Source organism: Burkholderia sp. 8Y, assembly GCF_902506145.1.
GTDB lineage: Bacteria > Pseudomonadota > Gammaproteobacteria > Burkholderiales > Burkholderiaceae > Caballeronia.
In genome coordinates this window covers 605,858-629,702 of the sequence record NZ_LR733519.1, presented here as the reverse complement: position 1 = coordinate 629,702, position 23,845 = coordinate 605,858, and the positions used below count along the sequence as shown (strand labels likewise).

General features: G+C 59.1%; 17 protein-coding genes and 2 pseudogenes. 9 read left to right on the top strand and 10 right to left on the bottom strand.

The features are described from left to right. The first annotated feature begins 147 nt into the window (after positions 1 to 147). Together GV035_RS02765 and GV035_RS02760 are read left to right on the top strand one after the other, a co-directional pair. Positions 148 to 690 carry a GAF domain-containing protein gene (locus GV035_RS02765; RefSeq protein ID WP_159833162.1) on the top strand — a complete coding sequence of 181 codons (543 nt, stop codon included), beginning with the start codon at positions 148 to 150 and terminating at the stop codon, positions 688 to 690. A gap of 44 nt (positions 691 to 734) precedes the next feature. Next, positions 735 to 1,514: a spherulation-specific family 4 protein gene (locus GV035_RS02760; protein ID WP_236572399.1), complete on the top strand. Its 780-nt coding sequence runs from the start codon at positions 735 to 737 to the stop codon at positions 1,512 to 1,514. A gap of 350 nt (positions 1,515 to 1,864) precedes the next feature. Here the strand turns inward: GV035_RS02760 and GV035_RS02755 are convergent, their stop codons facing one another. From GV035_RS02755 to GV035_RS02745, 3 genes are all read right to left on the bottom strand, one after another. Next, positions 1,865 to 2,593: an LrgB family protein gene (locus GV035_RS02755; protein WP_159833158.1), complete on the bottom strand. Its 729-nt coding sequence runs from the start codon at positions 2,591 to 2,593 to the stop codon at positions 1,865 to 1,867. Further along, positions 2,590 to 3,003: a CidA/LrgA family protein gene (locus GV035_RS02750; RefSeq protein WP_159833156.1), complete on the bottom strand. Its 414-nt coding sequence runs from the start codon at positions 3,001 to 3,003 to the stop codon at positions 2,590 to 2,592. The genes GV035_RS02755 and GV035_RS02750 overlap by 4 nt, the downstream gene beginning before the upstream one ends. Positions 3,004 to 3,162: 159 nt before the next feature. Beyond that, on the bottom strand, positions 3,163 to 3,423 hold the full coding sequence (locus GV035_RS02745; RefSeq protein ID WP_159833154.1) for a hypothetical protein: 261 nt from the start codon (positions 3,421 to 3,423) through the stop codon (positions 3,163 to 3,165). 1,103 nt (positions 3,424 to 4,526) lie between these two features. Between GV035_RS02745 and GV035_RS02740 the strand changes: the two genes are divergently transcribed. Continuing rightward, the gene (locus GV035_RS02740; RefSeq protein WP_159833152.1) at positions 4,527 to 5,957 is read left to right on the top strand and encodes a tyrosinase family protein; all 1,431 of its coding nucleotides are present in this window, start codon (positions 4,527 to 4,529) and stop codon (positions 5,955 to 5,957) included. A gap of 318 nt (positions 5,958 to 6,275) precedes the next feature. Here GV035_RS02740 and GV035_RS02735 read toward each other — a convergent pair whose 3' ends face one another. Then, positions 6,276 to 7,145, bottom strand: a complete 870-nt coding sequence (locus GV035_RS02735) for an ATP-grasp fold amidoligase family protein (RefSeq protein WP_159833150.1) — start codon at positions 7,143 to 7,145, stop codon at positions 6,276 to 6,278. Between the two features lie 460 nt (positions 7,146 to 7,605). Here GV035_RS02735 and GV035_RS02730 point away from each other — a divergent pair, with 460 nt between their 5' ends. Continuing rightward, complete coding sequence (locus GV035_RS02730; RefSeq protein ID WP_159833148.1) at positions 7,606 to 8,781, top strand: glycosyltransferase; 1,176 nt, start codon at positions 7,606 to 7,608, stop codon at positions 8,779 to 8,781. A 578-nt stretch (positions 8,782 to 9,359) separates the two neighbouring features. Here the strand turns inward: GV035_RS02730 and GV035_RS02725 are convergent. Next, the gene (locus tag GV035_RS02725) at positions 9,360 to 10,652 is read right to left on the bottom strand and encodes an NRAMP family divalent metal transporter (RefSeq protein WP_159833146.1); all 1,293 of its coding nucleotides are present in this window, start codon (positions 10,650 to 10,652) and stop codon (positions 9,360 to 9,362) included. Positions 10,653 to 10,892: 240 nt separating this feature from the next. On the opposite strand from GV035_RS02725, the pseudogene purF reads away from it, so the two are divergent. The 3 genes and pseudogenes from purF (at position 10,893) to GV035_RS02710 (ending at position 15,543) form a co-directional block, all read left to right on the top strand. Further along, positions 10,893 to 12,435: pseudogene (gene purF, locus GV035_RS02720) on the top strand (amidophosphoribosyltransferase). Positions 12,436 to 12,693: 258 nt separating this feature from the next. Next, the gene (locus GV035_RS02715) at positions 12,694 to 13,317 is read left to right on the top strand and encodes a ParB-like protein (RefSeq protein ID WP_159833144.1); all 624 of its coding nucleotides are present in this window, start codon (positions 12,694 to 12,696) and stop codon (positions 13,315 to 13,317) included. Positions 13,318 to 13,644: 327 nt separating this feature from the next. Continuing rightward, positions 13,645 to 15,543 carry a potassium transporter Kup gene (locus GV035_RS02710; RefSeq protein WP_159833142.1) on the top strand — a complete coding sequence of 633 codons (1,899 nt, stop codon included), beginning with the start codon at positions 13,645 to 13,647 and terminating at the stop codon, positions 15,541 to 15,543. A gap of 2,113 nt (positions 15,544 to 17,656) precedes the next feature. Here GV035_RS02710 and GV035_RS29680 read toward each other — a convergent pair. The 4 genes from GV035_RS29680 to GV035_RS02695 form a co-directional block, all read right to left on the bottom strand. Further along, positions 17,657 to 17,779, bottom strand: a complete 123-nt coding sequence (locus GV035_RS29680; protein ID WP_268892225.1) for a hypothetical protein — start codon at positions 17,777 to 17,779, stop codon at positions 17,657 to 17,659. A gap of 679 nt (positions 17,780 to 18,458) precedes the next feature. Next, positions 18,459 to 18,737: an HU family DNA-binding protein gene (locus GV035_RS02705; RefSeq protein ID WP_159833140.1), complete on the bottom strand. Its 279-nt coding sequence runs from the start codon at positions 18,735 to 18,737 to the stop codon at positions 18,459 to 18,461. A 339-nt stretch (positions 18,738 to 19,076) separates the two neighbouring features. Further along, positions 19,077 to 19,772, bottom strand: coding sequence for a phosphatase PAP2 family protein (locus GV035_RS02700; RefSeq protein ID WP_159833138.1), 696 nt, complete (start codon positions 19,770 to 19,772; stop codon positions 19,077 to 19,079). 269 nt (positions 19,773 to 20,041) lie between these two features. Then, positions 20,042 to 20,233: a hypothetical protein gene (locus tag GV035_RS02695; RefSeq protein ID WP_159833136.1), complete on the bottom strand. Its 192-nt coding sequence runs from the start codon at positions 20,231 to 20,233 to the stop codon at positions 20,042 to 20,044. A gap of 1,102 nt (positions 20,234 to 21,335) precedes the next feature. Between GV035_RS02695 and GV035_RS02690 the strand changes: the two genes are divergently transcribed. After that, on the top strand, positions 21,336 to 22,427 hold the full coding sequence (locus tag GV035_RS02690; RefSeq protein ID WP_159833134.1) for a lipopolysaccharide biosynthesis protein: 1,092 nt from the start codon (positions 21,336 to 21,338) through the stop codon (positions 22,425 to 22,427). A gap of 385 nt (positions 22,428 to 22,812) precedes the next feature. After that, on the top strand, positions 22,813 to 23,064 hold the full coding sequence (locus tag GV035_RS29240) for a hypothetical protein (protein WP_268892234.1): 252 nt from the start codon (positions 22,813 to 22,815) through the stop codon (positions 23,062 to 23,064). Between the two features lie 320 nt (positions 23,065 to 23,384). Here the strand turns inward: GV035_RS29240 and GV035_RS29235 are convergent. Further along, positions 23,385 to 23,585, bottom strand: a pseudogene (locus tag GV035_RS29235) (IS110 family transposase); the annotation flags it as partial. Positions 23,586 to 23,845: the final 260 nt, after the last annotated feature.

Below are 23,845 nucleotides of genomic sequence, written 5' to 3'. Positions count from 1 at the left end.
GGATCGGCTGCCAGAGGCTGAGCACTGATTAGCGGCAATAGACGAGCGATCTTTAGTGGAACAGGATGGTGGAAAGGGCTCAAGAAATAGTCGGATCCAGCCGTCAAGATATCGTCCAACCCTTTTTTCATATTCTCGCGAGCGACGATGTCCGACTTTCCGGTTCTTTACAACGAAGAAGACAGACTTGATGCGGTGGCGCAATGCGGCTTGCTCGATACATCCGACGATCCGAGACTCGATCGGATAACGAGACTTGCCGCCTATGTAACGGCCTGTCCGATCGCCCTTATCTCGATCGTCGCCGCGCAGCGGCAGTGGTTCAAGTCGCGGCACGGGCTCGTGGCTAAGCAAACGCCTAGGGATGTCGCTTTCTGCAACTATGCACTCGTTGAGCCAAGCATTTTCGTGGTCGAAGATGCAACCAAAGATGATCGCTTCCGTTGGAATGCGCTCGTGACGGGCGATCCGGGGATTCGATTCTATGCAGGGATCGCGCTCACCGGAGCAGCCGGCCACCGGCTTGGGACCTTGTGCGTTATCGACACGGTTGCCCGAGCGCTGTCGCCCGTTGAGCGACGGTTATTCGAGGATCTTGCCGGGTGTGCTGGCGACGTTTTGCGCGTCGCTGAATGTGAAATCGCCGCAACAGACGCGCGGTCCGGCCTTCGTCTCGGGCTTAACTACTAAGCTTCACTTTAAACTTGTGCCAGCCGATGATAAATGAACATGTGATGCGCCTGACCATAGCGTTGCTGTTGGGAGCTGGCTGCTGTGCAGCCGTGACCAATGCGGCTGCGGCGAGCGATGCGGCGACGGGCGTTAGCCTCGTTGTACCTGCGTATTTCGATGCGACGGCAAACGTCGCGTACTGGGATAGTCTCACGCAGGCCGCGCTGAAGGCACCGACTACCGCGATCCTGAATCCGGACAGCGGCCCTGGAACTAGCGAAGACCCCGCTTTCGTCGCAGCGGTCAGCCAGTTGCGAGCCGCCGGCGGCCACGTGCTCGGCTACGTCTCGACCGCATACGCCAAGCGACCGCTCTCGGATATCGTTGCAGACATAAACAGATACGTCTCTTTTTACGCAGTCGATGGATTTTTTATCGACGAGATGACATCTGACGATCAGCTGTCCGACATTCAGTTCTACCAGTCGATCTACAACTACGTCAAAGGGCTGAAGGCGAGCTACTCCGTCGTTGCAAACCCCGGCACCAACATTCCCGAGCTTTACGCCAGTTTGCCGACTGCCGATCGCTTTGTCGTATTTGAGGACGACGCGACGAGTTACGCGGCGTATCGCCCGATGCAGTGGCAGGCGTCTTACTCCACGAACCGCTTCGTGCACATCGTGTACAACGTGGGCGCCGCCCAAATGCCCGGCGTGGTGAAGTCCGCGAAACTGCACGGCGCAGGAGGGATATTTGTTACGTCGCTAAGCGGCCCCAACCCCTACAGTGCCCTTCCCTCGTACTGGCAAAGCGAGGTTCGGGTTGTCTCCAAGCACTAGAGCGATAACGCCGATTGCTGCAATTCTGACTGGCGCCAACCTTCACGACGTCGCCCAACCTGTTCCTCTGATCGATGCCATCGCGGCCACGGCGGCAGGCGCGGAAAGCCCTTAGAGCCGTCCCCGCCCGTTGAGGCTGACCGCGCTGACCCGGATGGCTCCGTCAGGCAATGGCTGCCCGTAGGCGTCGCCCGGCAGGATTTGCACCGGCGGGACCGTCGTTGCGCAGATTGCGTGAATAACAATGACGGCGGTGCTGGCCGCCGCGTCGTCAGACGGGGCCTCAGCGACAAACAGTTCTGCCGGCAAGGCCCGCGCGGTCGCCGCGATAGAACTCGACGGCTCTTGAATCAGTGCGTCAACATCGGATAAAGCAATGGCACAAAAAAGGCCGTGAGCACTCCATTGAGGCACATGCCAAGCCCAGCGAATGCGCCGGCCTCCTCGCTTATCTGCAAAGCCCTTGCGGTCGCTATTCCGTGACCAGCCATTCCCATAGCGAGGCCCACAAATTCCGCGCGCTTTACGCGTAAGAGCCGTAGGATGGGCACCGCGATGATGGCACCCGTGATGCCTGTCATAACCACTAGAACTGCCGTGAGCGATGGGACGCCGCCAATCTTTTCTGAGATGCGTATCGCAATACCAGTCGTCGCGCTTCGTGGTGCGATGGAGGCCACGGTTTGAGCGGACGCACCCCATAGGCGAGCAAGCAGCACGGTCGTGGCTATTGTGCTCAGCCCCCCGACAATGAGACCGCCGGTCAGTGGCAACAGCATCGAACGCAGCTTCGGCAGTTGCCTGCTTAAGGGAACCGCCAGCGCGACAATCGCAGGGCCCAGAAGGAAGTGGATGTATTGCGCCCCCTGCATATATGCTTTGTACTCGGTGTGGGTGGCACTAAGGAGGCCGATAACCGTCACGACGGAAAGAAGCACCGGATTTGCCAATGGGCGCTTACCGAGCCTTTCATAGATACATTGTGCAGCCACGTAGACCACGACGGTTGCGGTGAGCCACAGCAGGGGAGTGCGTCCAAGGTATGCCCAGACGAGCGGCAGATGGTTTGAGCTGTTCATGACACTTCTCCTTGCTTGCCGTCAGCCGTGGCCGCCTGAATGACGTTTTGGGGCGAACCAGCTACATGCGAGCTAGTGATCCTGTGCAACGCTTGTGCGGTGATTGCCGTTATGCAGACCGTCAGAGCGGTCCCGACCAAGATGGTCGCGGCAATGGGAACCAAATCGCTCTCCACCCTTCCCGCGTACACGACGATGCCTACGCCGGCTGGAACAAACAGCAGCGAGAGATGCTTGAGAAAAGCAAGAGACGGCTCTTCGACGGTGCTCTGGGTAGCCTTAGAGAGTCGAAGGGCAGCGAGCAAAAGCAGCATTCCAATGACGGGCCCCGGGACCGGGATGTTCCACGCAAAGGAGACTGTCTCGCCGAGACATTGAAAGAGGAGCAGTACTGCAAGGGCCTTGATCATGAGAGGCCTCACTGGGTTAGCGCGACGGCGCAGCATGCTGTCGTGCAGATACGAGCAGAAACGCCTTCGCGCGTGCTTCACCGGGAAAGCAGTTCCCTTCAGCAGGCTTTCGTCCCGGGGCTGCGCCTGACGAAGCCCGTTAATCTAGACTGTGAAGGCTTATTGACCGCCCATGAAGACGTTGCAGAACGACGCCGGGCCGACGCAATCCGGTTGCTGCGTGCCGGGCTGTCTGGTCATCGCGCCGGAAGCCGACCGTGCCCGCGTTCCGCCATAACTCGACGCATCGGCGGACGACATTGCACCGGGATCTGCTTGAGATACCGATGGGGCGTCAGTAGTCGGCGCTTCTTGTGCATGCGCGACGCTCGCCGCCAGTCCAGTTATGAAAGCGGCGGCAAGAAGCAGGTTCTTGGACATGAAAATCTCCTTCGTTAAACAAAAGAAACAGGCTTAGGCGGCCAGGCGGCGGTGCCCAGCGTTACGGGGGCCAAAGGATATGGAACGTGGGGCCGTGTCAGACAACATCAGCGCGAGTCAGACGGTTTCTTCTCGGAGCTGCGGGTGCGCGATGCCGTTGGCGATGCGCGGGGCTGTTCGGGGCGCGTTGGGATTGCCTAAAGAACCAGCCGAAGGGTCCTCGGTGCACCATACAAGGTCGATGCACGATTAGAAATATAGAGCTCGCGCTGAAATAAAATAGCCCGAATTATGAGGGACGGCCGTACCTCCAAAAGAGGGGGCTGGATGGCCCCGCTACTGCCGACCGAGGCTTCATGTTTTGGCGGAATATCTGACGCTCAACTCGGCGTTGTGTGCCATGTAGATTTAGTAGCGCGAATCATTTAGGCAACTGCGCCGCGGGCCCATGCTAGATAGCGAGTTGTCTGCTCGAAAGAGGATTGCGAACGTTCGAGCTACCGGTACCAGTTGATGCGATAACCCGCCTGAAGGAGATGGGCGGATATGTGGCGCGGCGCACGGTCCATTCTACTGGTCGATAGGTGACTTTTCCGAATCGTTGGACGTAACCTTCGTGAGAGGTCAGAGGCCCGCAAGTAATTTACGGGTAGACGGCTGACATATGTTGTTGCGCTCGGAGCAGGCCAAATGGACCTACACCAGGTCCCTTGCCTCCTCGGCCAAAATGTGGCCGGTGGTCTGCTACCAGGTCGATTTTGGGATCGCTCGCGTCTGGCCGTTGGGACCCCCACCTGATCACAATGCGTTGAGGGCCGACGGCACGGGCACTTGCCTTTTTGAGCACCCGATACTGTTTCCGAAAACGCGTCTTTCGGTCGAACATGACTGGCGAACGAACGTACCGTAAAATCGTCTGTTCGCGAGCGCACATGATTTCATTCGTTTTGCGAAGTGTTGCGGTAATCACTTCCCGGCTTAATGCAATACTTCACGCACGCATCCCGGATTAACTGCCCGAAACCGCCTGCAGTCATCGCGGCGATGTCGCGGACGGCCAGCCGCATAAAGTCTGGCCTTTCCATTTGCACGAGAGGCTACCCATGGCCACCACCTCAGCCAGCCGCCGCGCGTTCGTTCAAGGAACGTCGGCGGCGCTGGCGCTTGCATCTCTACCAAGATTCAGTGTTGCCCAGACACCGACCGTTATCCGGGTTGAATGGCAGGCATTCAAAACCATGCCGCAGTATCAATCGTATCTATCTGCTATCCAACGGATCAAAAGCTATACCAACTCGACTGACAACCGCTCCTGGCAATATTGGGCCAATATCCATACGAACTATTGTCCGCACGACAAAGCGTACTTTCTGGCATGGCATCGGGGCTATCTCTCGCTTTACGAAAAGCAACTTCGCGCTGCATCTGGCGACAGCACAATCGCGCATCCGTACTGGGATTACTACACCTACCCCATCATTCCGTCTGAATTCACTGACAGTGCAACCGGCAACCCACTTTACACGCCGCGCGTGAACACCAGTGCCTGGGCGGCACTGAGCCTAACTCCTTTCGGAACGGGGGTGACCAACTTTCAGTTCGGCCTGAACAATGCGTTCGAGACCGATCTCGAGAACGCGCCGCACGACCCGGTACATGACATCATCGGGGGCTATCTGGCGAATATCGCCACTGCGGCGCTCGATCCGCTTTTCTATCTCCATCATTCCAACATCGATCGCCTGTGGAACGCGTGGTCCCTCCGCTCGACGAGTAAGGTGCCGGCGGCGACCAACTCCTACTGGACCGGCCACTTCACCTATGCGAGCAACCTCACGATGAATAGGTCGCTGACGCGCACGGTCGCGGGCCTGTACTATGACTACGCGAACGACACCCTGCCGACTAGTTTGCCGCCGCAAGCGCAGCAGGGACGCATTATCCGGGTGCAGGCGCAGACCACGCCCCTCCACATACGGCCAACGCTGCGCAGCTTTCCCACAACCCCCGCCCGCACCGTTTCGTCAAACCGGCTGTCGCTCGGCGGCGTGACGGGCATCCCGCTAGACAACAGTTCGATGAGCGCGCGCATCCCGCTGCAAGGCTCAAGCGCGAATGCCCTGCGTGACGCGCTCGCCGCGTCCCCTGCGGCTGACAGCCAAGGGGGCGGGCAGACCAACAACGCAGGCCGGTACGTCAAGCTCGTGCTGGATGGCCTGAGCGCATCGCCAGCGGGTCAGGCGGGCGGCTACTTCTATAACATCTACGTCAATCTGCCTCCCACTGGCGACGTCGATGCGGTCAGCCCCATGCATTTTGCCGGGACCATCGGCGCATTCGAAGTTTCCGTGGCCGAGCATCACATGGGCGGTAAGAAGGACCTCGATATCACGTACCTGATGGCGAGTCTCGGCTCTTTCGATCTGAGCCAACTGGTCGTGAGCTTTTCCCGTATCAACGGATTGAACGCTGCACAGGGCACGGTGGTGTCGATCGGGGAGATGCGGGTTGAATTAGGCACGGACGCGCCCTGATACGGAAGCGTCTTCGGGCGGGCTCGCGGATGGAATGCCTTGCGAGCGGAGAAGTCACTGCCCCCGCGAATCGTCACCGTCGTCATCGGAAGCGATTCGCGCTGCCTTCCTATGCCGCCCATGGAAGAAGCCGGCGCCCACGTTTTCTTTCGTGGCCACCCGCTTCTTTCGCAGACGATACGCCGGAAACGAGCGTGGACGGCTTTCGGGCAGCCAATCCAGGCACCAATCCGCACAGTACAAGGCGGCCTTTAACAGATAATCTTCGTGGCGGCTTACAGGTCCGTGCTCGGCTACTCGGCGGAAGTCGTTGTTTGGTTACTCGCGAGCAAGATCCAGAAGACGGCCCCATTCGTAGTCGACGCTGTCCGGGCGCAACCGTAGTACGCCTGCACCGGGCGTGAACGTCAGTTCACTGAAATAGATCTTGTTCCGCAACGTGTACATGTCGACGCGCACGTAGTCGAAGTCCCGGGCGAGCGCCGCTGCTGTCGCAAGCAACTCATCAAGATTCTCAGGGCGAGGCAAGGCTGTCGGGCTTCTTTTGTATTGACCAAAGGTGATGTCCTGAACTTGCCAGTTCGCGTCAAAGACATCGCCTCGCGGCGCAGGTCCGAAACGATCCGAGATGACGAGGACATAAATGATCGGATCTCCCGACCTCGGATTGAAGACGTGAAATTTCAGGTCCGCTGGCACTGCGCCGGTGTCATCAAGCAGCAGGGATTCAAAATAAATACGCGGCTCGATTTCGCGATAGTGCCGTTCCCGCGCGATTCGGTAGAAATCGGTCGATAGCCACTCTTGCGCCAGTACCGAAAGCTTGTCGAAAGAGGTTTGTGATGGCACGACCTCCACGAATCCGCTTCCATGATTCGCTTTCATCACGAAGGCGGAAGGGAGGCCTTCGAACACCGCCTGCGTAAATCCTCTCGGCTCAGCAATCACCGGGATCAAATGTTCCGGACCTATTCGTCCTGCGACGAAATTGCGCACGGCGAGCTTGTCGCTTAGCTTTGCAAATCTCTTGTCGGGACACAGGCAGCGGCGCAGGATCTGTTCATTAAACGTAACTGGCTGGCGCAGATCTGGGAACCGTCCAATCCTTCTGCGGTGGACTAAACTCATAATCATTTTGTCAGGCAGGCACGCCTTTGCACCGTCGACCAAGGTTTTTGGAAGCGGCATCCGCCGTTCTCCTCTCTGTTTCTGTACATGTCGTCTGGACAACGCTCTTCGACGATGATACTTGTGACGCCACGCGCGGGCGCCGTTCCGCCGTCATGTCACGTTTGCTGGGGCGGAGCCCCGAAACTACCAGATCGCCAGCCGGCAATTGCAAAGGACGACACGCATGTGCTGCGGCCTAACGATTGCTGTTTCGCGGCGGGTCCAAAACCGGACCGGCGGACCAGCCCTGGTACCGTGCATTCCTCGAGTCAGCTAGTGCTCGGCAACCGGGAGGCTTGACCGGTGCGATGTCTGCGCATGTGCCATGCTTCTATACGACTTATCGTGCGATCGATGGTTCATACTCGCGGGCGGGCCACTTGATCAGGCTCAAGCGACTTGGTAATGGCAAGGGCGCAGAGGGATGCTTCAAATTGCTAGGGTATTTGTCTGACTTTTAATCGCAAGGACGGCGGTAATGCATCTCGGGATTTATTGCGATTCAGGTATCAACGGTGGCCACGAAGAAATGCTCAAGCGACTGATGCAGGTCCTTGCGTCCAGTAAGCGAATCGAGACCTTGTACATCCTCGTCTCGACAACGAACGCGGCTCTGTACCGCTATGTCAACGCGATGGCCGGCGATCACGCTAAGGTCCACGCAGTCGCCCTGCCCTTCACCTCCGAGTCGTTCAGAGGGAATCGCTTAACCCTTGTTCGGTCGATCCGGTCAACCGCAGCCACAATGCGGAAACTGAAACTCACGAAACTTATTGTCGCGCAAGGTACGATTGTGTCGGGAATCGCCGGTTTGCTCGCCGGCCGCTATGCCCGCGTGCCGACAGTGAGCTATCTGCCACTCGTCGACGACCCGCCGGTAGGCGCCGGCGTGATGGGAAAGGCGAAGTGGATCATCAAGCGCGTGCTTTATCGGGCGCCAAGCGAATTCATCACGCTTAACGAGCACCTCCAAGGCAAGCTCTCAGGGCTTGCGCCGCATACGCGAGCGATGATCCTGGAAAACTATGTGGACGACCGCTTCAGCCGTTCAGGGCTTACGAAACATGCGGCGCGATCGGCATTGAGCTTGCCTAATGACGGCACAACCATTATCGCCCAGATCGGCCGCATCAACTTCTGTCAGAAGCGCCAGGACTTTCTAATGGGTGCGATCCAGCGCAACCCCGAGGCGTTCAAGCGTGCGCTTGTGCTCATCGTTGGCGAAGGGCCGGATGCGTCACGTCTTGCGGCCATGGTTGAGGCAAGCCCGATCTTGTCTTCGTGCGTGCGTCTGGTCGGGTCCCAAAGCGATGTGCTGCCTTATATCATCGCCAGCGATACGCTCGTGCTGCCGTCTGCGTATGAAGGCGTGCCGCTTGTGATGATTGAAGCAGTGCTGGCGGAGCGGCCGATCGTCGTCTCGCGCGTGTCCGGCTTGGATTCCTACTTGCCGGATGCGCTGCTCTTTCCTCCCGACGATGCCAATATATTCATCGAACGCATCTTCGCTGCGCCGAATGTCCCGATGGGCGCGCTGGCGAGCGACTTCCGTCGACGCTTCTCGCGTGAAGTGTTCGAAGCCGAAGCGCAGAAGGTGATAGCCACTGCGCCGTCGGAATCAGACGCGTTCGATCTCACAAAGACGCAAACATGAGACGCATGATCACGCAAACGCCGCGCAGCGAATCATTCCAGCGATGCGGCGAGCGCGAACGATCGGAGAATCGACGCGTCTGCATCTTTCCCCTTATACCGTGCTGCTCGCTCCGACCGTCGAGCCGACATTTATAAAACGCTCCGTAAATCGGGCAGCGACCGTCGTTATGAAACCGTTTCTTAGTGGCTATTGCGGCGAACTAACGCTCCTGCCAGTCTGCTCACCACCTTGAGGAGCGGGCTGCTGTTGCGCTTGGGCCGCCGCGCTTTCCTTCGCCTTCTTGTTGGCAATGTGCCGACCGACCAGGCAGCCCCCTGCAGCTCCCAGAACGGCGTGCCCCTTTCCTACAAAGTGCCCGACCACGCCACCGACAGCGAACCTTCATTGCAGCTTTCACTTTCATAATTGTTCCCCGATTGAAGTAGTGAGACATCATAAAGTCATAATTGCCGCCAGCCTGAGCACTTGTCACGGCGCAACGGCATGGACGCTAGCCTGTAGCTCGGAAGGCGCCGCACTATGGACTTGCAAAAAGGGGCGTGCCTGCCCTCGCGGCCCAGGGGCAGGCAGCGGTATCAACCTGGCATAAATACGCCGACTGCGGCGATCGCCATGGCGAGTGTTGCGATCCAACCGCCCCACGACAGGATTCCTTTTACCGCGAAGTCCCCCATGACGCGTCTACTGCCCGCCATCAGCATCATGATTACCATGATCGGGACGGCGGCCACACCGTTAATGACCGCACTCCAGTAGAGCGCGCGAATTGGATCAAAGTGCATGAAGGTGATTACTACTCCGCCGGCGACCGCCAAGGCAATCACCGAATAGAATTCGCGCGCGAGCGTCAGATGAAGCGCGAGACTGCTGCGCCAGCGGAAGCTTCCTGCTGCGGCGTATGCGGCCGAGCCCGCGAGGACGGGCAGCGCCAACAGGCCGGTGCCAATGATGCCGAGCGCGAACAGTACGTATGCGAAACGTCCGGCAAGCGGCTCAAGCGCGCGCGCGGCGTCGGCCGAGGTCTTCACCTCGACGTGATGCAAATGCAGCGTCGCAGCCGCCGTCAGCACGATGAAGAATGCGATGGCGTTTGATACGCCCATGCCTACCCACGTGTCGAAGTTGATCCGACGCAATTGCGCTGGCGCCTGATGCGGTACAACGCGCAGCGGCTTATGACTAGCGCCCGCCCTCATTTCCTCCACTTCCTGCGAAGCCTGCCAAAAGAAAAGATATGGGCTGATGGTCGTGCCTAACACTGCGGTAATCGTCGTCAGGTAGTCCGACTTTAGTGACACGTGGGGCAACACGATCGCGTGAGCGACGTCGCCCCATTGAATGGGCACGATGAGCGCGACCGCGACATACGCTAACAGCGCCAGTGCGATCCATTTGAGAAGGCGAGCGTACCGGTCATAAGGAACAACGATCTGCAGCATGACCGAGAGAGCGCCGAGCACGACCACGTATAAATGCTCCGGTCCATGGAGCAGCAGTCCAACCGCGGCGCCCATTGCCGAAAGATCGGCCGCGATATTGATAACGTTGGCAAGTACCAGCAAGACCACCGCGCTGTAAAGCAACCAACTCGGGTAGTGCAGTCGCATGTTGGACGCCAAGCCTTTTCCCGTCACGCGGCCGATGCGCGCGCTGACCAGCTGGATCGCTGTCATCAGCGGGTACGTGAGCAGCAGCGTCCAAAGTAGATCGAACCCGAACTGGGCGCCTGCCTGCGAATACGTGCCGATGCCAGAGGGATCGTCATCCGCAGCGCCTGTGATCAGGCCCGGGCCGAGCCGCTTCACCCACGATCGCTCGACGGGGTCGCTAACCGCACTTTCAGGTTCAAGATTATCGTCATCGCTCATCGATGCCTCCTTCCGGCGCATCAGCAAGTCCCAGGCCAGTCGGGCAGCGAGGCCAGCGCGGGCGGCGGTGGCGAAAACGTTGCTCATAGATGCTGGCATCACCCAAGTTCGCTGCGGCACTACCGCAGCGTGCGGCTGGTGAGAGCGTGATGTGGCCCGCGAAGGCGCATTGCATCCGGGAGCGCACGGTGCCCGTTCATGCCCTACGCCAGTTCTGCGATCAACAGAGAAGGATCCTCCATGTGCGGCATCGTCGGCGTCATTTCTGAATCCCCAGTCAATCAGCTTGTCTACGACAGTTTGCTGCTTCTACAGCATCGCGGCCAGGATGCAGCGGGCATTGCCACGGCAAATGGCAACACGTTCCATATGCATAAGGCGAACGGCATGGTCCGCGACGTCTTCCGCACGCGGAACATGCGCAGCCTGCCCGGTACAAGCGGCATTGGCGAGGTCCGCTACCCCACGGCCGGTTCATCCCGCAACGAAGAGGAAGCACAGCCGTTCTATGTGAACGCGCCGTTCGGGATCATCCTCGCGCACAACGGGAATCTGACGAACTGGAGAGAGCTGAAAGAGGAGTTATTCGGCGTTGACCGGCGCCATATCAATACGAATTCAGACACCGAAGTCCTTCTGAATGTGTTCGCACATGAACTGCAGAGGGCCAGCGCGAGCGAACCGGCGCGTGAAGCAATGCTTTTCGCAGCCGTATCTGGCGTGCATCGTCGGGGACGCGGCTCTTATGCGATCGTGAGCCTCGTCGCTGGCTTCGGTCTTCTCGGCTTTCGTGACCCGTTCGGCATTCGTCCCCTATGCATCGGCCGGCGGCAATCCGAGTCGGGTGTCGACTGGATGATGGCGTCTGAATCGGTGGCGCTCGACGGGACCGGCTTCGAGTTCATACGAGACGTCGCGCCAGGCGAGGCCATCTTCATCGACTTTGAAGGCAACGTTCACGCCAAGCAGTGCGCCGAGAGCACCAGTCTTAACGTCTGCCTCTTTGAGCTCGTATATTTGGCCAGGCCAGATTCCATTTTGGACGGCGTTGTCGTCTATGATGCGCGACTCCGCATGGGTACTATCTCGCCGAAAAGATACTGCGAGAACTACCAATCAACACTCGCATCGACGTCGTGATGCCGATTCCAGATTCGGCTCGTCCGGCGGCGATGCAGGTCGCAGCGAAGCTTGGGGTGGCGTATCGGGAAGGGTTTATCAAGAATCGCTACGTCGGCCGCACCTTTATCATGCCCGGCCAGGCAGTGCGCAGGAGATCCGTGCGCCAAAAGCTCAACGCGATGAACATCGAGTTCAAAGGAAAAACGTCTTACTCATCGACGATTCTATTGTGCGCGGTACCACTTCGGGAGAGATTGTGCAGATGGCACGCGGCGCCGGCGCGACGCAGGTGATATTCGCCTCAGCAGCGCCGCCAGTGCGGTTCCCGAACGTCTATGGCATTGACATGCCGACGCGCGGCGAACTGATCGCTCACGGGCATTCAGACCAGGAAGTCGCGCACTTGATCGGCGCTGATCATCTCATCTATCAAGATCTCGATGCTCTGAAACAGGCCGTCCGCGACACCAATCCCGCAGTCGAGAAATTCGAGGCCTCGTGTTTTAACGGAAGATACGTCACCGGCGACGTCACCCCTGAGTATCTCGACCGGCTTGAATCCGAACGGCTCTCGCCGTCGTCCCAATCGGACCGCAATGCGGCGGAAGAGGCGTTGGACGGCGCAACCGCGCGCTCCAGACTCCAAAGCTTCGGCGCGTAGCAAAGACATAGACGGTTGTTCGGGTGTAAGCGCATAGACCACCCAGGCAAACATAAAGCGCGTGACTAATAAGGGGCGACTTTGTGCAAGGAGCGCCGGCCATCTGTAGCCACCAAAGCCATATCTTCGAGTTTTCGAGTTCTGCGGCGCGGTGTCGGGGGACGGGACTGCTAGTTGCTTTGGAAAGCCTCTAACCCTTTACGCGCGCTGCAAGGTCCTCTGTCCGTTATCCCAGAAAACAAAGAAACCTGTCCTCAAATGACCAAGCCTATCAAGATAAAAATCGAGCATCTGCGCCCCCTTCAGGCAACGGTGGGTTCGTTGGAGGTCGAGGAGAAACGAAAGCACGTCGTGTCTCTCGACGATAAGGCGCTGAAGCAGTTCCTAATTGAGGCGCCGATTCCAGTTGTGCTTGGGAAACACGACCTGCACTACGTCATCGACCACCATCACCTCGCGCGCGCCCTGTCAGATGCCTCGGTCACCCACGCCTTCGTGAATGTCGTCGAGGATCTCTCGACGCTATCCAAGGATGACTTCTGGGACGCAGTGATCGAGCGCCGCTGGGTACACCCTTTCGACGAACGGGGCATCTTGCGCGCACTTTCGATTATTCCCGACCAGATCGCAGGGCTCAGGGACGATCCTTACCGCAGCCTTGCTGCATTCGTGCGTAGCGCGGGCGGCTACGTGAAGACGCCTGAACCATTTGCCGAATTTCAATGGGCGGCGTTTTACCGGACTCGCATTCCGATGTGGGCCGATTCCTTCCAGTTTAGGGCAGCCGTCGACCAAGGTGTTCATCTTGCCTGCAGTCCCGATGCACGAACGCTTCCTGGGTTCAAGCGGCCACCAACAGCCAAATCCGGCGACGGGGCGTGAAAGCGCTCGCCGACGAGCGACATAAGTCCGGCGTAAGGAATTGCCCCCCATACTCTCTTTGGGCGCAGCCAACTGCGACGTTTCGCAAGGTCTGGAGGACTAGCGGCAACACCTCGCGATTGCCACGGCGTGCGCCACGATGACTTCAGTCTCGGCCGCGTACTTGGGCACCTCCAAGCCACCCGACGTCTGCGCTTGGCAGTTGCTTACATGAGACGATGCGCGGAAAAGGTATCACTCGCGGCCGGCGCATCGACTCATGGAGCGATGGCCGCCTGAGTCCGCGACTATGTCATAGCGCGGGTTACGATCACGTTACGAGAGCCTATGACTTCACCAGCCATTCCATCGTCTCATGCTGCCTCTAAGGTTAATCCAGCGCTGGTGATGGGCGCCATCGGCGTAGTCTTCGGCGACATAGGAACCAGTCCCCTCTACACACTTCGGGAGTGCCTGAAGGCTGCCGGCGGTGTCACCCCGGCCAACGTCTTCGGCATCGTCTCGCTCATACTCTGGGCGATCATAATCGTCGTCACGCTCAAATACGTCAGCTTCGTCATGCGGGCAGACAATGACGGGGAAGGCGGAATTCTCGCGCTTACGGCACTGGCTTCAGGCGTCGCGCCTGCGCGCCTGCGCCAGTTACTGCTAACGCTTGGTGTGTTCGGCGCGGCGATGTTCTACGGCGACTCGATGATCACGCCAGCCATCTCAGTTATCTCCGCCGTTGAGGGCGTTACGCTTGTTGACCCTCACCTCACCGAATGGATCGTTCCTATCTCTCTGGTCATTCTCACCGGGCTTTTCAAGCTGCAAAAACGCGGCACCGGTGCGGTAGGCAAGGTGTTCGGCCCGGTCATGATCGCGTGGTTCCTGACGTTGGCCGCGCTAGGCCTGTCGCATATCATTCCGCATCCGCAAATCCTGCGCGCCGTATCGCCCGTCTATGCCATCGCGTTTCTCGCCCACGCGCCCGCCACGGCGTTCGTCGTGCTCGGTTCGGTGTTTCTTGCGTTGACCGGCGGGGAGGCGCTATACGCTGACATGGGTCACTTCGGAAAACTGCCGATACGGCTAGCGTGGCTTGTTCTGGTGCTACCAAGCCTTGTACTGAACTATTTCGGTCAGGCCGCGCTCGTTCTACAGAATCCCGCCGCGGTAGCTCAGCCGTTCTTCCAATCCGCGCCAGGCTGGGGGCTCATCCCACTCGTTGTGCTCGCGACCGTGGCAACGATCATCGCCTCTCAGGCCGTGATATCGGGCGCTTTCTCGATGACCAAGCAAGCGGTCCAGCTAGGCTTCTTGCCGCGCATCCCGGTTGTCCACACGTCAACCCACGAGATCGGACAGGTCTACGTTCCTTTCATCAACGTTTCGCTGTACGCGGCCGTCGTGTTCCTTGTCGTCTTCTTCAAGTCATCCGACAATCTTGCCGCTGCCTACGGCATCGCCGTCGCCTCGACGATGCTGTTGACAACTCTGCTGATGTACTTCATCACGCACTGCCTGTGGAACTGGAAGCCGCTTGCGACCTTCGCCGTTATTGGCCCGCTGGCCCTTGTCGATGCCGTGTTCGTTTCAAGCAACTTTTCGAAGATTGTGGAGGGCGGATGGTTTCCCCTGCTCGCCGGCGCAGCGTTGTTCACCGTGATGACGACCTGGCATAAGGGGCGTCAGACCGTGGTTGAGCGAATGACAAACGACAACCTTCCATTGGCGGGACTTATTCGTTCCCTGTGTGACGGCGCCAATCCGCCGCCGCGGGTCAACGGCACCGCGGTCTTCCCGGGCGGGGTCGTTGACATGGCGCCGTCCGCGTTCCTGCATAACCTGAAGCACAACGCGGTCATGCATCAAACTAATATCTTCCTGGCGGGCACCACCGACAACGTTCCGCACGTACCAGACGACAAGAAGGTCGTCGTCAAGAACTTAGGGCACGAATGCTATGCCGTCACGGTCCATCATGGCTTCATGGAAATCCCCAACGTGCCGGCGATTCTTGAACTGGCGCAGAAACAGATGCCAGACTGGCATTACGAGCCGGCTGAGACGTCGTTCTTCCTTGCGCGGGATACGGTCATGGCGACGGGCGCAAGCAACGCGATGCCGCTTTGGCGCGAGAGGCTCTTCGCATTCCTCGCTAGGAACGCTGCACAGGCAGCCGAGTATTACAGTCTGCCTGCGAACCGCGTGGTCGAAATGGGTGGTCAGATCAATCTCTAACCCATTCTGGCTTGACGGAAAGCTTCGACGAATGGTAGACACGGCAAGCCCGGGGCGTAGTATCTACAGGCGCATCAAGGGCGAATTAGTGTGCGGCACGCCTAATGAGAGCGCGACAACGGCTGCACGGGAAGTTTTTCGATGGCAGCCGTTGTCCCGCGGCATTTCGCAGCGCCGACCGTCGTCGCGTCGGTCGCTGGTAATGACCTATGCAACTTTGCAGGCGAACCCAAACGGAGCGGTCTCGACAATCTTCGGCCATTGGTACCACCGCCGGCAGCACCCGTTAAATGTGGTGGAAGCCGCATGCGGTGCATTAAATCAGCAGCAGATGAAGAGGTGAACTGGGATGACCTCCGCCAGGTCGCGTCGTGTCGGGAGGCGATGTTGACCCGTCCACCGACGTTGCGCGCGACCAGTCCAACCACCGTACTACTCCGCACGCCCTCACGGCGACGGAGCCATCGCGCCACAGTGGACGCATTGCGGTGAATCCTTCACGGTGTGCAGTCGCGGCCCGGCACAGGAATTAGCGTTGCGGATGAACCGAATGACTGTCAACGACAGGCGCTCGGCGCGCGTATGTATGCCGCCGTTTGTGCAGGACTGCGAGTGCTCACCGGAGGTCCGCGGCCGTCCAGAGTCCGCGAGCTGCTTAAGCGTTTCATCATTTTTGCAAGAGCATCATTACGTCTATTTCCCTCATCGATAACGTCAAGTGGTCCAAACCGCTTCACAATCCAGCTACCCTCCGGTGATACGGCTTCTAAATTGGCTGGCCGTGCTGCTTGCTTGTATCGCATTCATATTCGGGTGCGTCATGCCGAAAGCTGACAGCGGACCACCGACTGAACTGATGGGCTGGCACCTGTCGGTCGGTGCAGCATTTATCGCGCTGGAGCTCATTCACACTGTCTCACGAGCGATCTACGAGCCGGACGCTTCGGCTGTTTCACACCCGCCTGCCATTATGCTTACCTCGCTCGCGCGGCGGTCTATAGCCTTCTACTCGCTGTGCCGATCACAGGGTGGGCCGATGCTTCGTCTCGGGGATGGTTCGTCAGACTGTTCGGTCTAATGTACTACCCCCTCATTGCGCCTAGAGACGTTGTGCTGAAGGAGGCGTTGAGCGAGGCTCATTGCTGCCTCGCCTGGGCTTTGTTGGCCCTGTTTATTCTGCTTGTCGCGTGTCGGCGTCGTCGTCGATCGTTGGCTCGCAGCGACGCTTTGCGGCGCATGTTCTAGCACTCTCGGCGTTGTACCGACTCACTCGATTCGCTGCGACCTGCGAAAGAGTGCACGGAGCCGCAAGCGACGGCCTCGTGCGCGTGGGCAAGCAGGCGGTGTCCATAGGCGCCCTTGCGGGGGTTACCACGGGCGGAAACTGAGCATCGGGGCTAGTCTAGGACCAACGCTCTTGTAAGCGATGACGAAGCCCCCATGCATATAGTGGCTTCGTGCTCCGCCAACGTCGCTTGTTGCAGTGGGAGCCCCGAACACTCAACTCGCCGTCGCAATGAGTATTTCCCCCTCGGTGCATCGAAATCCTGACGTTAATCGCGGCTCTGTTCGGCACACAATACTGCTAGCTGTGAACAGCAAAGAGATCACATGAAGAAGAGCGGGAAAATGCGGCTCAAAGCCCATCTGGTTACTTCACTAGCCGCACAGCTTCTCACGCTCGCGGTCACATCGCTGTTTTGGGTTGCGGTGCGCGCAAAAAAACGGGGAGGAAGTGCCTGAGACTATCTTCGCGGCGTTTGGAACGCTGACGCTCTTGATGGCGTACGTCTGGGTGCGTGGTGACGCGAGGGGCGCCTTTTCCGCAGCCGTTAAGACGCGCCAAGTCGGCACAGTGGGGGCACCGCCCCGCCTTGTCTACATCTCACAAAACTGCGCGCGGCGCTGGCTGGTTCTCTTATACGTTGAACTGCATCCAGAGCTGATTGATCCGGATCTCGACGACGGCTGATGCATTGCCACTTTCGTGCATCGTCGCGAAGTTCCCCATTGGACAACCGATTCGACAACGTCGCCGTTAGCGACGTCCCTGGAAACGATGTCTGTCCTGAGGCCGACAACGAACTCAGCGCCGATGCGGGTCGTCGGCGTGTCAAGTTGGGGAACGGATGCTCGTCGGATCGGCGGCCAGCGCCGCGAGGTCGAGGCCGAGCAACTGTCTCGTGTCGCCGTCGATGTACGGCAGGCTGTAACTGCCGCTCTTCGTGCGGCGCAACTGGAAGACGCTTCGATTTCCTAGAAGAGCCGCCCGCTGTCTTGCGCATCGACGTGCCGCAGGCCCAGCCGATGGCCTAGAAAATAGTGGGGGTCGGCCTGTAGCAGCCGCTAGGGCGTCACTTCGTACCGAAAGGTCGCTTCGATCACGGTCTCCGCACTGCGCGACGCACATGCGACCGATCTCCGCGTAACCGATCGCCAGGCCGACCACGTCGTTATTATGTCCCTTCAATAGCGCCTTAAGCGTCGCCCCGGCATCCGCGGAGAAAGCGACGGTGCTACGGTCGCCACGCGTGCCCAAGAAACGCGTGCGAAGGCGCTAACGGACTTTCAGGTTGTTCGGCAACACCACATAGTCAGACCGGTCGGCATTCCGCCCGTCCTTGAGGTACGAACCCACTAAGGTTGCTCGAAGCCCGGTCGAGGTAAAAGTCCGGACAGCGTCGCAAACGTCGGAAAAGCACTACAGCTGCCAGAACGCTCGGGAAGCTAGCGGCAAGTGTCGCGCGTGTCTGGCCATCTTTGCGCTTGGCGTTTAACGCACAGAACGCCAAGCCGACAGATGACGCAGCTTCTCTCGCCGCTCCATGTGGGCGGGAACAACGCTGCGGTAAAGCTAACGAACCTGCTGCCATTGGATAGCCGATCGGTCTGGTCCGGGGGGCTCGCCAGCTATCTCAGGACTGGTTGACGGCGTCCTTGAACGCTTTGCCCGCCGTGAACTTGACTGTCTTAGCGGCAGCAATCTGGAGAGTCTCGCCAGTCGCAGGATTGCGCCCCGTACGCGCAGAGCGGTCGCCGGTTCCAAATGTTCCGAACCCGATCAGTTGGACAGCCCGACCCGCAGCCACCTCATTCAAAATTGTGGCAAGGACCGCGTTGATCGTCTGCTCGGCCTCATTCTTTGTGGTGCCGGCATCTGATGCAACAGCGTCGATCAATTCTTGCTTGTTCATTGCCCCTCCAATGCTAACGAACCGCCATCATACCGAAAGACATTGAGCGACGGCACATCAAGAGCCGTCGAACTCACTGCTATGGCGCTACAAACGCCGTGCGGTCGACGACCTCTCGCTGGCGAACCTGATGGTGAAGGCCGGTCTTTGCGAAGGCGACTTGTTCGTTTCCAGATTTGACAGATGCTAGGCCATTGGTTCCGGTTAGCGGCGCTCCGGTTAGCTCTCGCGCATCGCGGCATTGACGAGAGGGCCCCTCGCCCTCTCAAAGTTGCCTACGCGGGCGGGAGGCGTGTTGACGGGCGGCGTGCGCGCTGACGCGACAACGGTGCAGACCTGCTAGAGCACCTTGAACAGCGATATCGCGAGTAGTCGGGGCTCATCGAACATAGTGGCGAGTTCAAAGAAAAATAAAAAAGCTGCCGTGTAGCCTACGGCCGGGCTGCGGTCCATCAGCCCCACGATACACGGCGCGAATCGCGCTCTCAAGCCATCTCGCGTCAGTAACACGACGACCGTTGCGCCAATCACGGCGCCCGCAATGACGTCCGTCGGATAGTGCAGTCCTAGGTAGACCCGAGGCAAGCAGATGAACAGTGCGCAGTGCAGGACCGCCAGTACGCCGATCCAGCGCCACACAAGCAAGATCCCCACCGCTACCGACATCCACAGCGCGGCATGGTCGCTCGGCAACGAGCTCCATAGCCGGAGATGATTGCTAGCGTCGCTTGCGCCCGGGAAGGCCAAGCCGAGGCTCGCGTCGTAGATGGGTCTGAGACGAAACGGCAAGAGAAGCGCAAGAAGCCGTCCAACAACGAAAGCGACCATCGCGGAGGACAGAATTGCGACGACCATCTCTCGGCGGTAGGCGAGCGAACTGCCCGGTTTGAACCACATCGCGTACAGGATCGCGAGCGGAAGGACCCCTTTGAACACATAGAAATCGGCAAGGACGCGGACCGCGTGAGTAAACACGTCGGATGACGGGGCGATATGGATGAGATAGGTTTGAATCGATGTATCGAATGCGTTCACAAGCCGCTTATCCTATGTAAAGTCGAGTTCCTTCAACGAGCTGCTTCCGGGTTCGGTGCCACGGGGCGACGAGGTAGCGACGCCACGCCCGTCCGCTGGCTGCGCTGTCTGTTACCAGCCGCAAGGTGGGCAGAGGGACGCCCTGCTTTCCGGCGACGCATGTTCCGGCGATGGTGCTTATCAAATGCTTAACAGCGGGCGACCCCATTGAATTCGTCGCGGCATGCCCACTGCGCGGCGGCGAAGACGGCAGTCGTGAACAACCATGATCAGAACAATTTGACAGCCTTGGTCTGCCGCTTTGTCGTCGTCAGACGTTCGGTGTCGCTCTGCGGATCGGCCGGAGGCGCCGCATAGAAACTGACGACTGCGGGAGCCTCCTTGATGACGCTCGGCAATCGCGGATTGCCCGCACTCGTGCCGTCGAAGATTCGCGACTGGATCGTTGTGATGTCGGTCACGCCGCAGAACCTGCCCGAAAGTCGAGCGTACAGGCTGCCGATACATCGTAAGTCCTGTGAGACGCAATCACCATGCGGTTCGTGTCAGCGGAAGTTGCTTGAAGAGGAACGAGTTGTTTCTCGCTACACCCGTTGGCGCACCGCTTGCGGGAAATCATCGATGAGTGCAAGCACGTGCACCATATCGACGGATCAAGTTGTTCTGCATCACGACAGACGGATCAAACGCGGAGGCAGCCAAATCGACGGACATGTTGTACTTCAGTGCGGCATTGCTGAAGCTCTGATACTCGTCGGTTCCCTCCCGATCCGTGGTGACGTCTGCGGGGAAGACTGGCGTTAGGTTCAGCGGGTAGGCTCGGGCTGTACGTCACCGAGAATGGCGCCGCCCGGCCACACCGCCAAACGGCCTGCGGCGTTGATGATTCCCTTCGTGTGCCGATACAGCCCCATGCACGCGGCACAGCCACGACGAAATTATCGGTGATCGTGAGTGTGGCGCTTTCGCGACTCCCACCGTTCCCGTGATCGGGTGCGGTTAGCCGTTCGCGGCCACGCCGTGTCGGACGGATCGTTCTATGCGGAACAGCGTCGCCTTAGTCGTGCAACGCCGCCGCAGCAGGTGGCCGCCGCGTCGTGCGACGCAGACGCCGCAGACCTCGCCTGCTACTGCCGATGATGTGTCGGCCGCGCATCTAGCTAGCTGGTCGCTGCCTAGGTCTACGCGCAGCCGCAAACGGTGCGGCTCCTTTGTGCCGCCAAGTTGCTGATCTAGCAATTGTTACCTCCGCATATCTCAACTAGGTCACTTTTTCGCTGTTTCCCCTCAAGAGGTCCGCATCCCTCGCCGTAAAAGCTAATACAGGGCGCCGACCGTGGTCTCGGAGCAATCAAGTCGTGCGTTCAACGTGATGACCTGCTGGCACAGCCCGGATTGCCACCGAGCGGCAAGCGCCTAGGTGCTGGCGCCGGTCGCCATCACTACCGTTGCATCAAGCTTCCACCGAAGTAGCCGGCCAGTGATCTCGACGCCCAAGCACGGATAGCCGATCGTTCTTCGCCGCCTGCAACCCCCATAAAATACGTACTCCTTACTGCCATGATGAATAACACGAAAAAGACCGCCCTGCCGTTCAATCGTTATGGTCGCCGCCTTTTGTCCGCCGCCGCGGCATCCGTCGCGAGCCTTTTGCTTGCCGCATGCGGCGGCGGAAGCGAAAGTGCCGTTGATGCGGCAGCGGCCAAGTCCGCCGAAGTGCCGGCCGCGACCGCGAAAGCGTCGACGACGACTTCAATCTTCTATGGCATGAACGGCCACATCACCAATGGCGGCGCATACGACGCCACGCCGTACGCCACGCAGCTCTTGCAGCTGCAGGACCTGGGCGTGAAGATCTTCCGCAACGACGTTTACAACCTCGCGTCCGCCAAGGTACTCGCGACAGTTGCCAAGCAGTTTGCGGCAGGCGGCGTTCAGGTCTATCCGGTGATGTTGCTCGGTCTGGGGTACGACAGCGAGCAGGCTGCCTACAACGCCGGCTACACGATGGGCCAGCAGACGGCGCAGACGTACAAGTACAGCTACTACGAAGTCGCCAACGAGCTCGATTCGGGCGCACTAGCCGGCAACTACGACGGCAACATCTGGTATCAATACAGCAATCAGCCTTTCACGATCGCGCGCGGGGTGATTCGCGGCATGATTGCCGGTGTGAAGTCGGTCGACAGTTCCGCGAAGATCGTCGTCGATGGCACATGGAAGCACATCGCCTTCTTCCAGATGCTCGCGGACGGTTCGCAGCCCGATGGCACACACGGCCACCCGACCGTGAGTTGGGACATCACGGCGTGGCACTGGTACTCGGACATGGGCGACATGACGAACGCATGCGGTGGCAGCGGATGCCATGACGTTCTGGGCATCATCAGTTCGTTTGGCAAGCCGGTGTGGATCAACGAATACGGCGTGCGTCCTACTTACGGCACAACGACCTCGATTGCGTCGTACATCACTGGTAATCTCATGATGCAGGAGTACTACAACGATGCGTCAAAGTACAACATCCAGTCGATCCAAGCTTTTCAGCTCTACGACGATAGTGAGGGTGCCTACGGTTTGATTCAAAGCGACGGCGTGACGCAAAAGCCTGCTTACGCTGCGGTCAAGAGCTTCATTGCTGCCCACCCTAAGTAAAGACGAGCGGGCGTGGGATGAATAAAGGCTCCGCGTAGGAGTAGCGGCGCGGCTTGTCGGCAAGGCGCCGAGTCCTTCGCTCCCGATGCCTTGCACGGTACACGATGCAAATGACCGTGCTGCGTTGGCGGCAGTCCGAGGCGGCTGCGGTCGATGCATTGCTTCGCTAGCGAGAGACAGGCGCGCCACCAGTCGCATTCCTCACGAACTCAACAGTTTTCGCCGAAGCATTTTGCGCTTGTTCTCAGCAGTCAGTCCGGCATTGATGTCGAGCACCGCGATGTCGGGAAGACTCGGCCCGTCTTGCCCGGGTCCCTCATTGCCATAGAATAAGCCTCTTCGATTACTCCGATAGCAGGCACTATTGAGCGTTCAAGTTGGGATTGTGGGGATTAGCGGCTTTGGCGGTGGTGAGGCGATGCGTCTCATCGCAAGCCACCCGTCTTTCCAGCTAGTCTATGCTGTGGGCGAGGGCAGCGCGGACAGCCGGTTAGCCGACCGTTTCCCCGTGGTGCGGGCGAGCCGAAGAGTTTCTAGGCGCTGCGGCATAACAGCATGTCGGCCGGACGCTTCAAGTCTTCCGGCACGGTTTCCGACGCTACGACAACCGGGCGCGACTGCGCCGAAGCTCTGCTGAACCGTGTCCGCGCGCTTCTTATCGGCGGCCTGGTTGCAATGGCCGTACATGGACGCCCCTGGTTTTGCCAGGCTTTCACTACGCGATGACTGGAAGGTAGATTGCAACCGTACATTCGGACTTTCGCTGCGGCAGCGCCGCTGTCCCTGATGGGTTTCGCTGGTCGGTTCCCCGTCGCTTTGACGCACTCGAAGGTACACACCCGCTAGCGCGGCCGCCTAGTCAGCCCGGCTGTTAGCTGCACGCAACACACAAAGGGCAAGCAGGAGATTCCTCCGATTGCTTAGGCGATCATGAAGTGATGGCAGTACAGGGTCAGCCTAGAATTCCCTATCGTGGGCCCACAGCGCGCAGACAGTTCGGGCAATCTTGTTGGCCAGCGCAACGGCCGCTACGTTGTGGTTGCGTCGCTGTATCAGCTCATGTATCCAACCTTGCTGCGTCCCCTTGCGTTGGGAGGAGAAGATCACTGAACGCGCGCAGTGAATCAGCAACGTCCGGAGATAACAATCGCCGCGCTGATATGACTCCCGGTGTCAATCGGGATCGGTTTTCATCGCTAACTCTGTTGTCAGCGCAAATTTCCTGAGGGCGGCGCAACAGTAAAACTCGACGGTGGATCACGCTGATATTCGCGGGTTGGTTGCCGCATTACAGAGGTCCGTCTCATGAGCCTGCCGCTTGCTTGCTACGCAAGTCGACTGATGTCGTTGCCAAACGCGGTCGCGGATTACTCGAATACCGGGCTGCGCCGCCTTCAGGAAACTCTTGGTACTGAATG

Bases quoted from the DNA above. Each gene is read 5' to 3' on its own strand.
- GV035_RS02710 (WP_159833142.1), top strand. From the start codon at position 13,645: ATGACTTCACCAGCCATTCCATCGTCTCATGCTGCCTCTAAGGTTAAT.
- GV035_RS02715 (WP_159833144.1), top strand. From the start codon at position 12,694: ATGACCAAGCCTATCAAGATAAAAATCGAGCATCTGCGCCCCCTTCAG.
- GV035_RS02735 (WP_159833150.1), bottom strand. From the start codon at position 7,145: ATGCCGCTTCCAAAAACCTTGGTCGACGGTGCAAAGGCGTGCCTGCCT.
- GV035_RS02760 (WP_236572399.1), top strand. From the start codon at position 735: ATGCGCCTGACCATAGCGTTGCTGTTGGGAGCTGGCTGCTGTGCAGCC.
- GV035_RS02745 (WP_159833154.1), bottom strand. From the start codon at position 3,423: ATGTCCAAGAACCTGCTTCTTGCCGCCGCTTTCATAACTGGACTGGCG.
- GV035_RS02690 (WP_159833134.1), top strand. From the start codon at position 21,336: ATGAATAACACGAAAAAGACCGCCCTGCCGTTCAATCGTTATGGTCGC.
- GV035_RS02730 (WP_159833148.1), top strand. From the start codon at position 7,606: ATGCATCTCGGGATTTATTGCGATTCAGGTATCAACGGTGGCCACGAA.
- GV035_RS02765 (WP_159833162.1), top strand. From the start codon at position 148: ATGTCCGACTTTCCGGTTCTTTACAACGAAGAAGACAGACTTGATGCG.
- GV035_RS02750 (WP_159833156.1), bottom strand. From the start codon at position 3,003: ATGATCAAGGCCCTTGCAGTACTGCTCCTCTTTCAATGTCTCGGCGAG.
- GV035_RS02740 (WP_159833152.1), top strand. From the start codon at position 4,527: ATGGCCACCACCTCAGCCAGCCGCCGCGCGTTCGTTCAAGGAACGTCG.
- GV035_RS02755 (WP_159833158.1), bottom strand. From the start codon at position 2,593: ATGAACAGCTCAAACCATCTGCCGCTCGTCTGGGCATACCTTGGACGC.
- GV035_RS02725 (WP_159833146.1), bottom strand. From the start codon at position 10,652: ATGAGCGATGACGATAATCTTGAACCTGAAAGTGCGGTTAGCGACCCC.
- GV035_RS02705 (WP_159833140.1), bottom strand. From the start codon at position 18,737: ATGAACAAGCAAGAATTGATCGACGCTGTTGCATCAGATGCCGGCACC.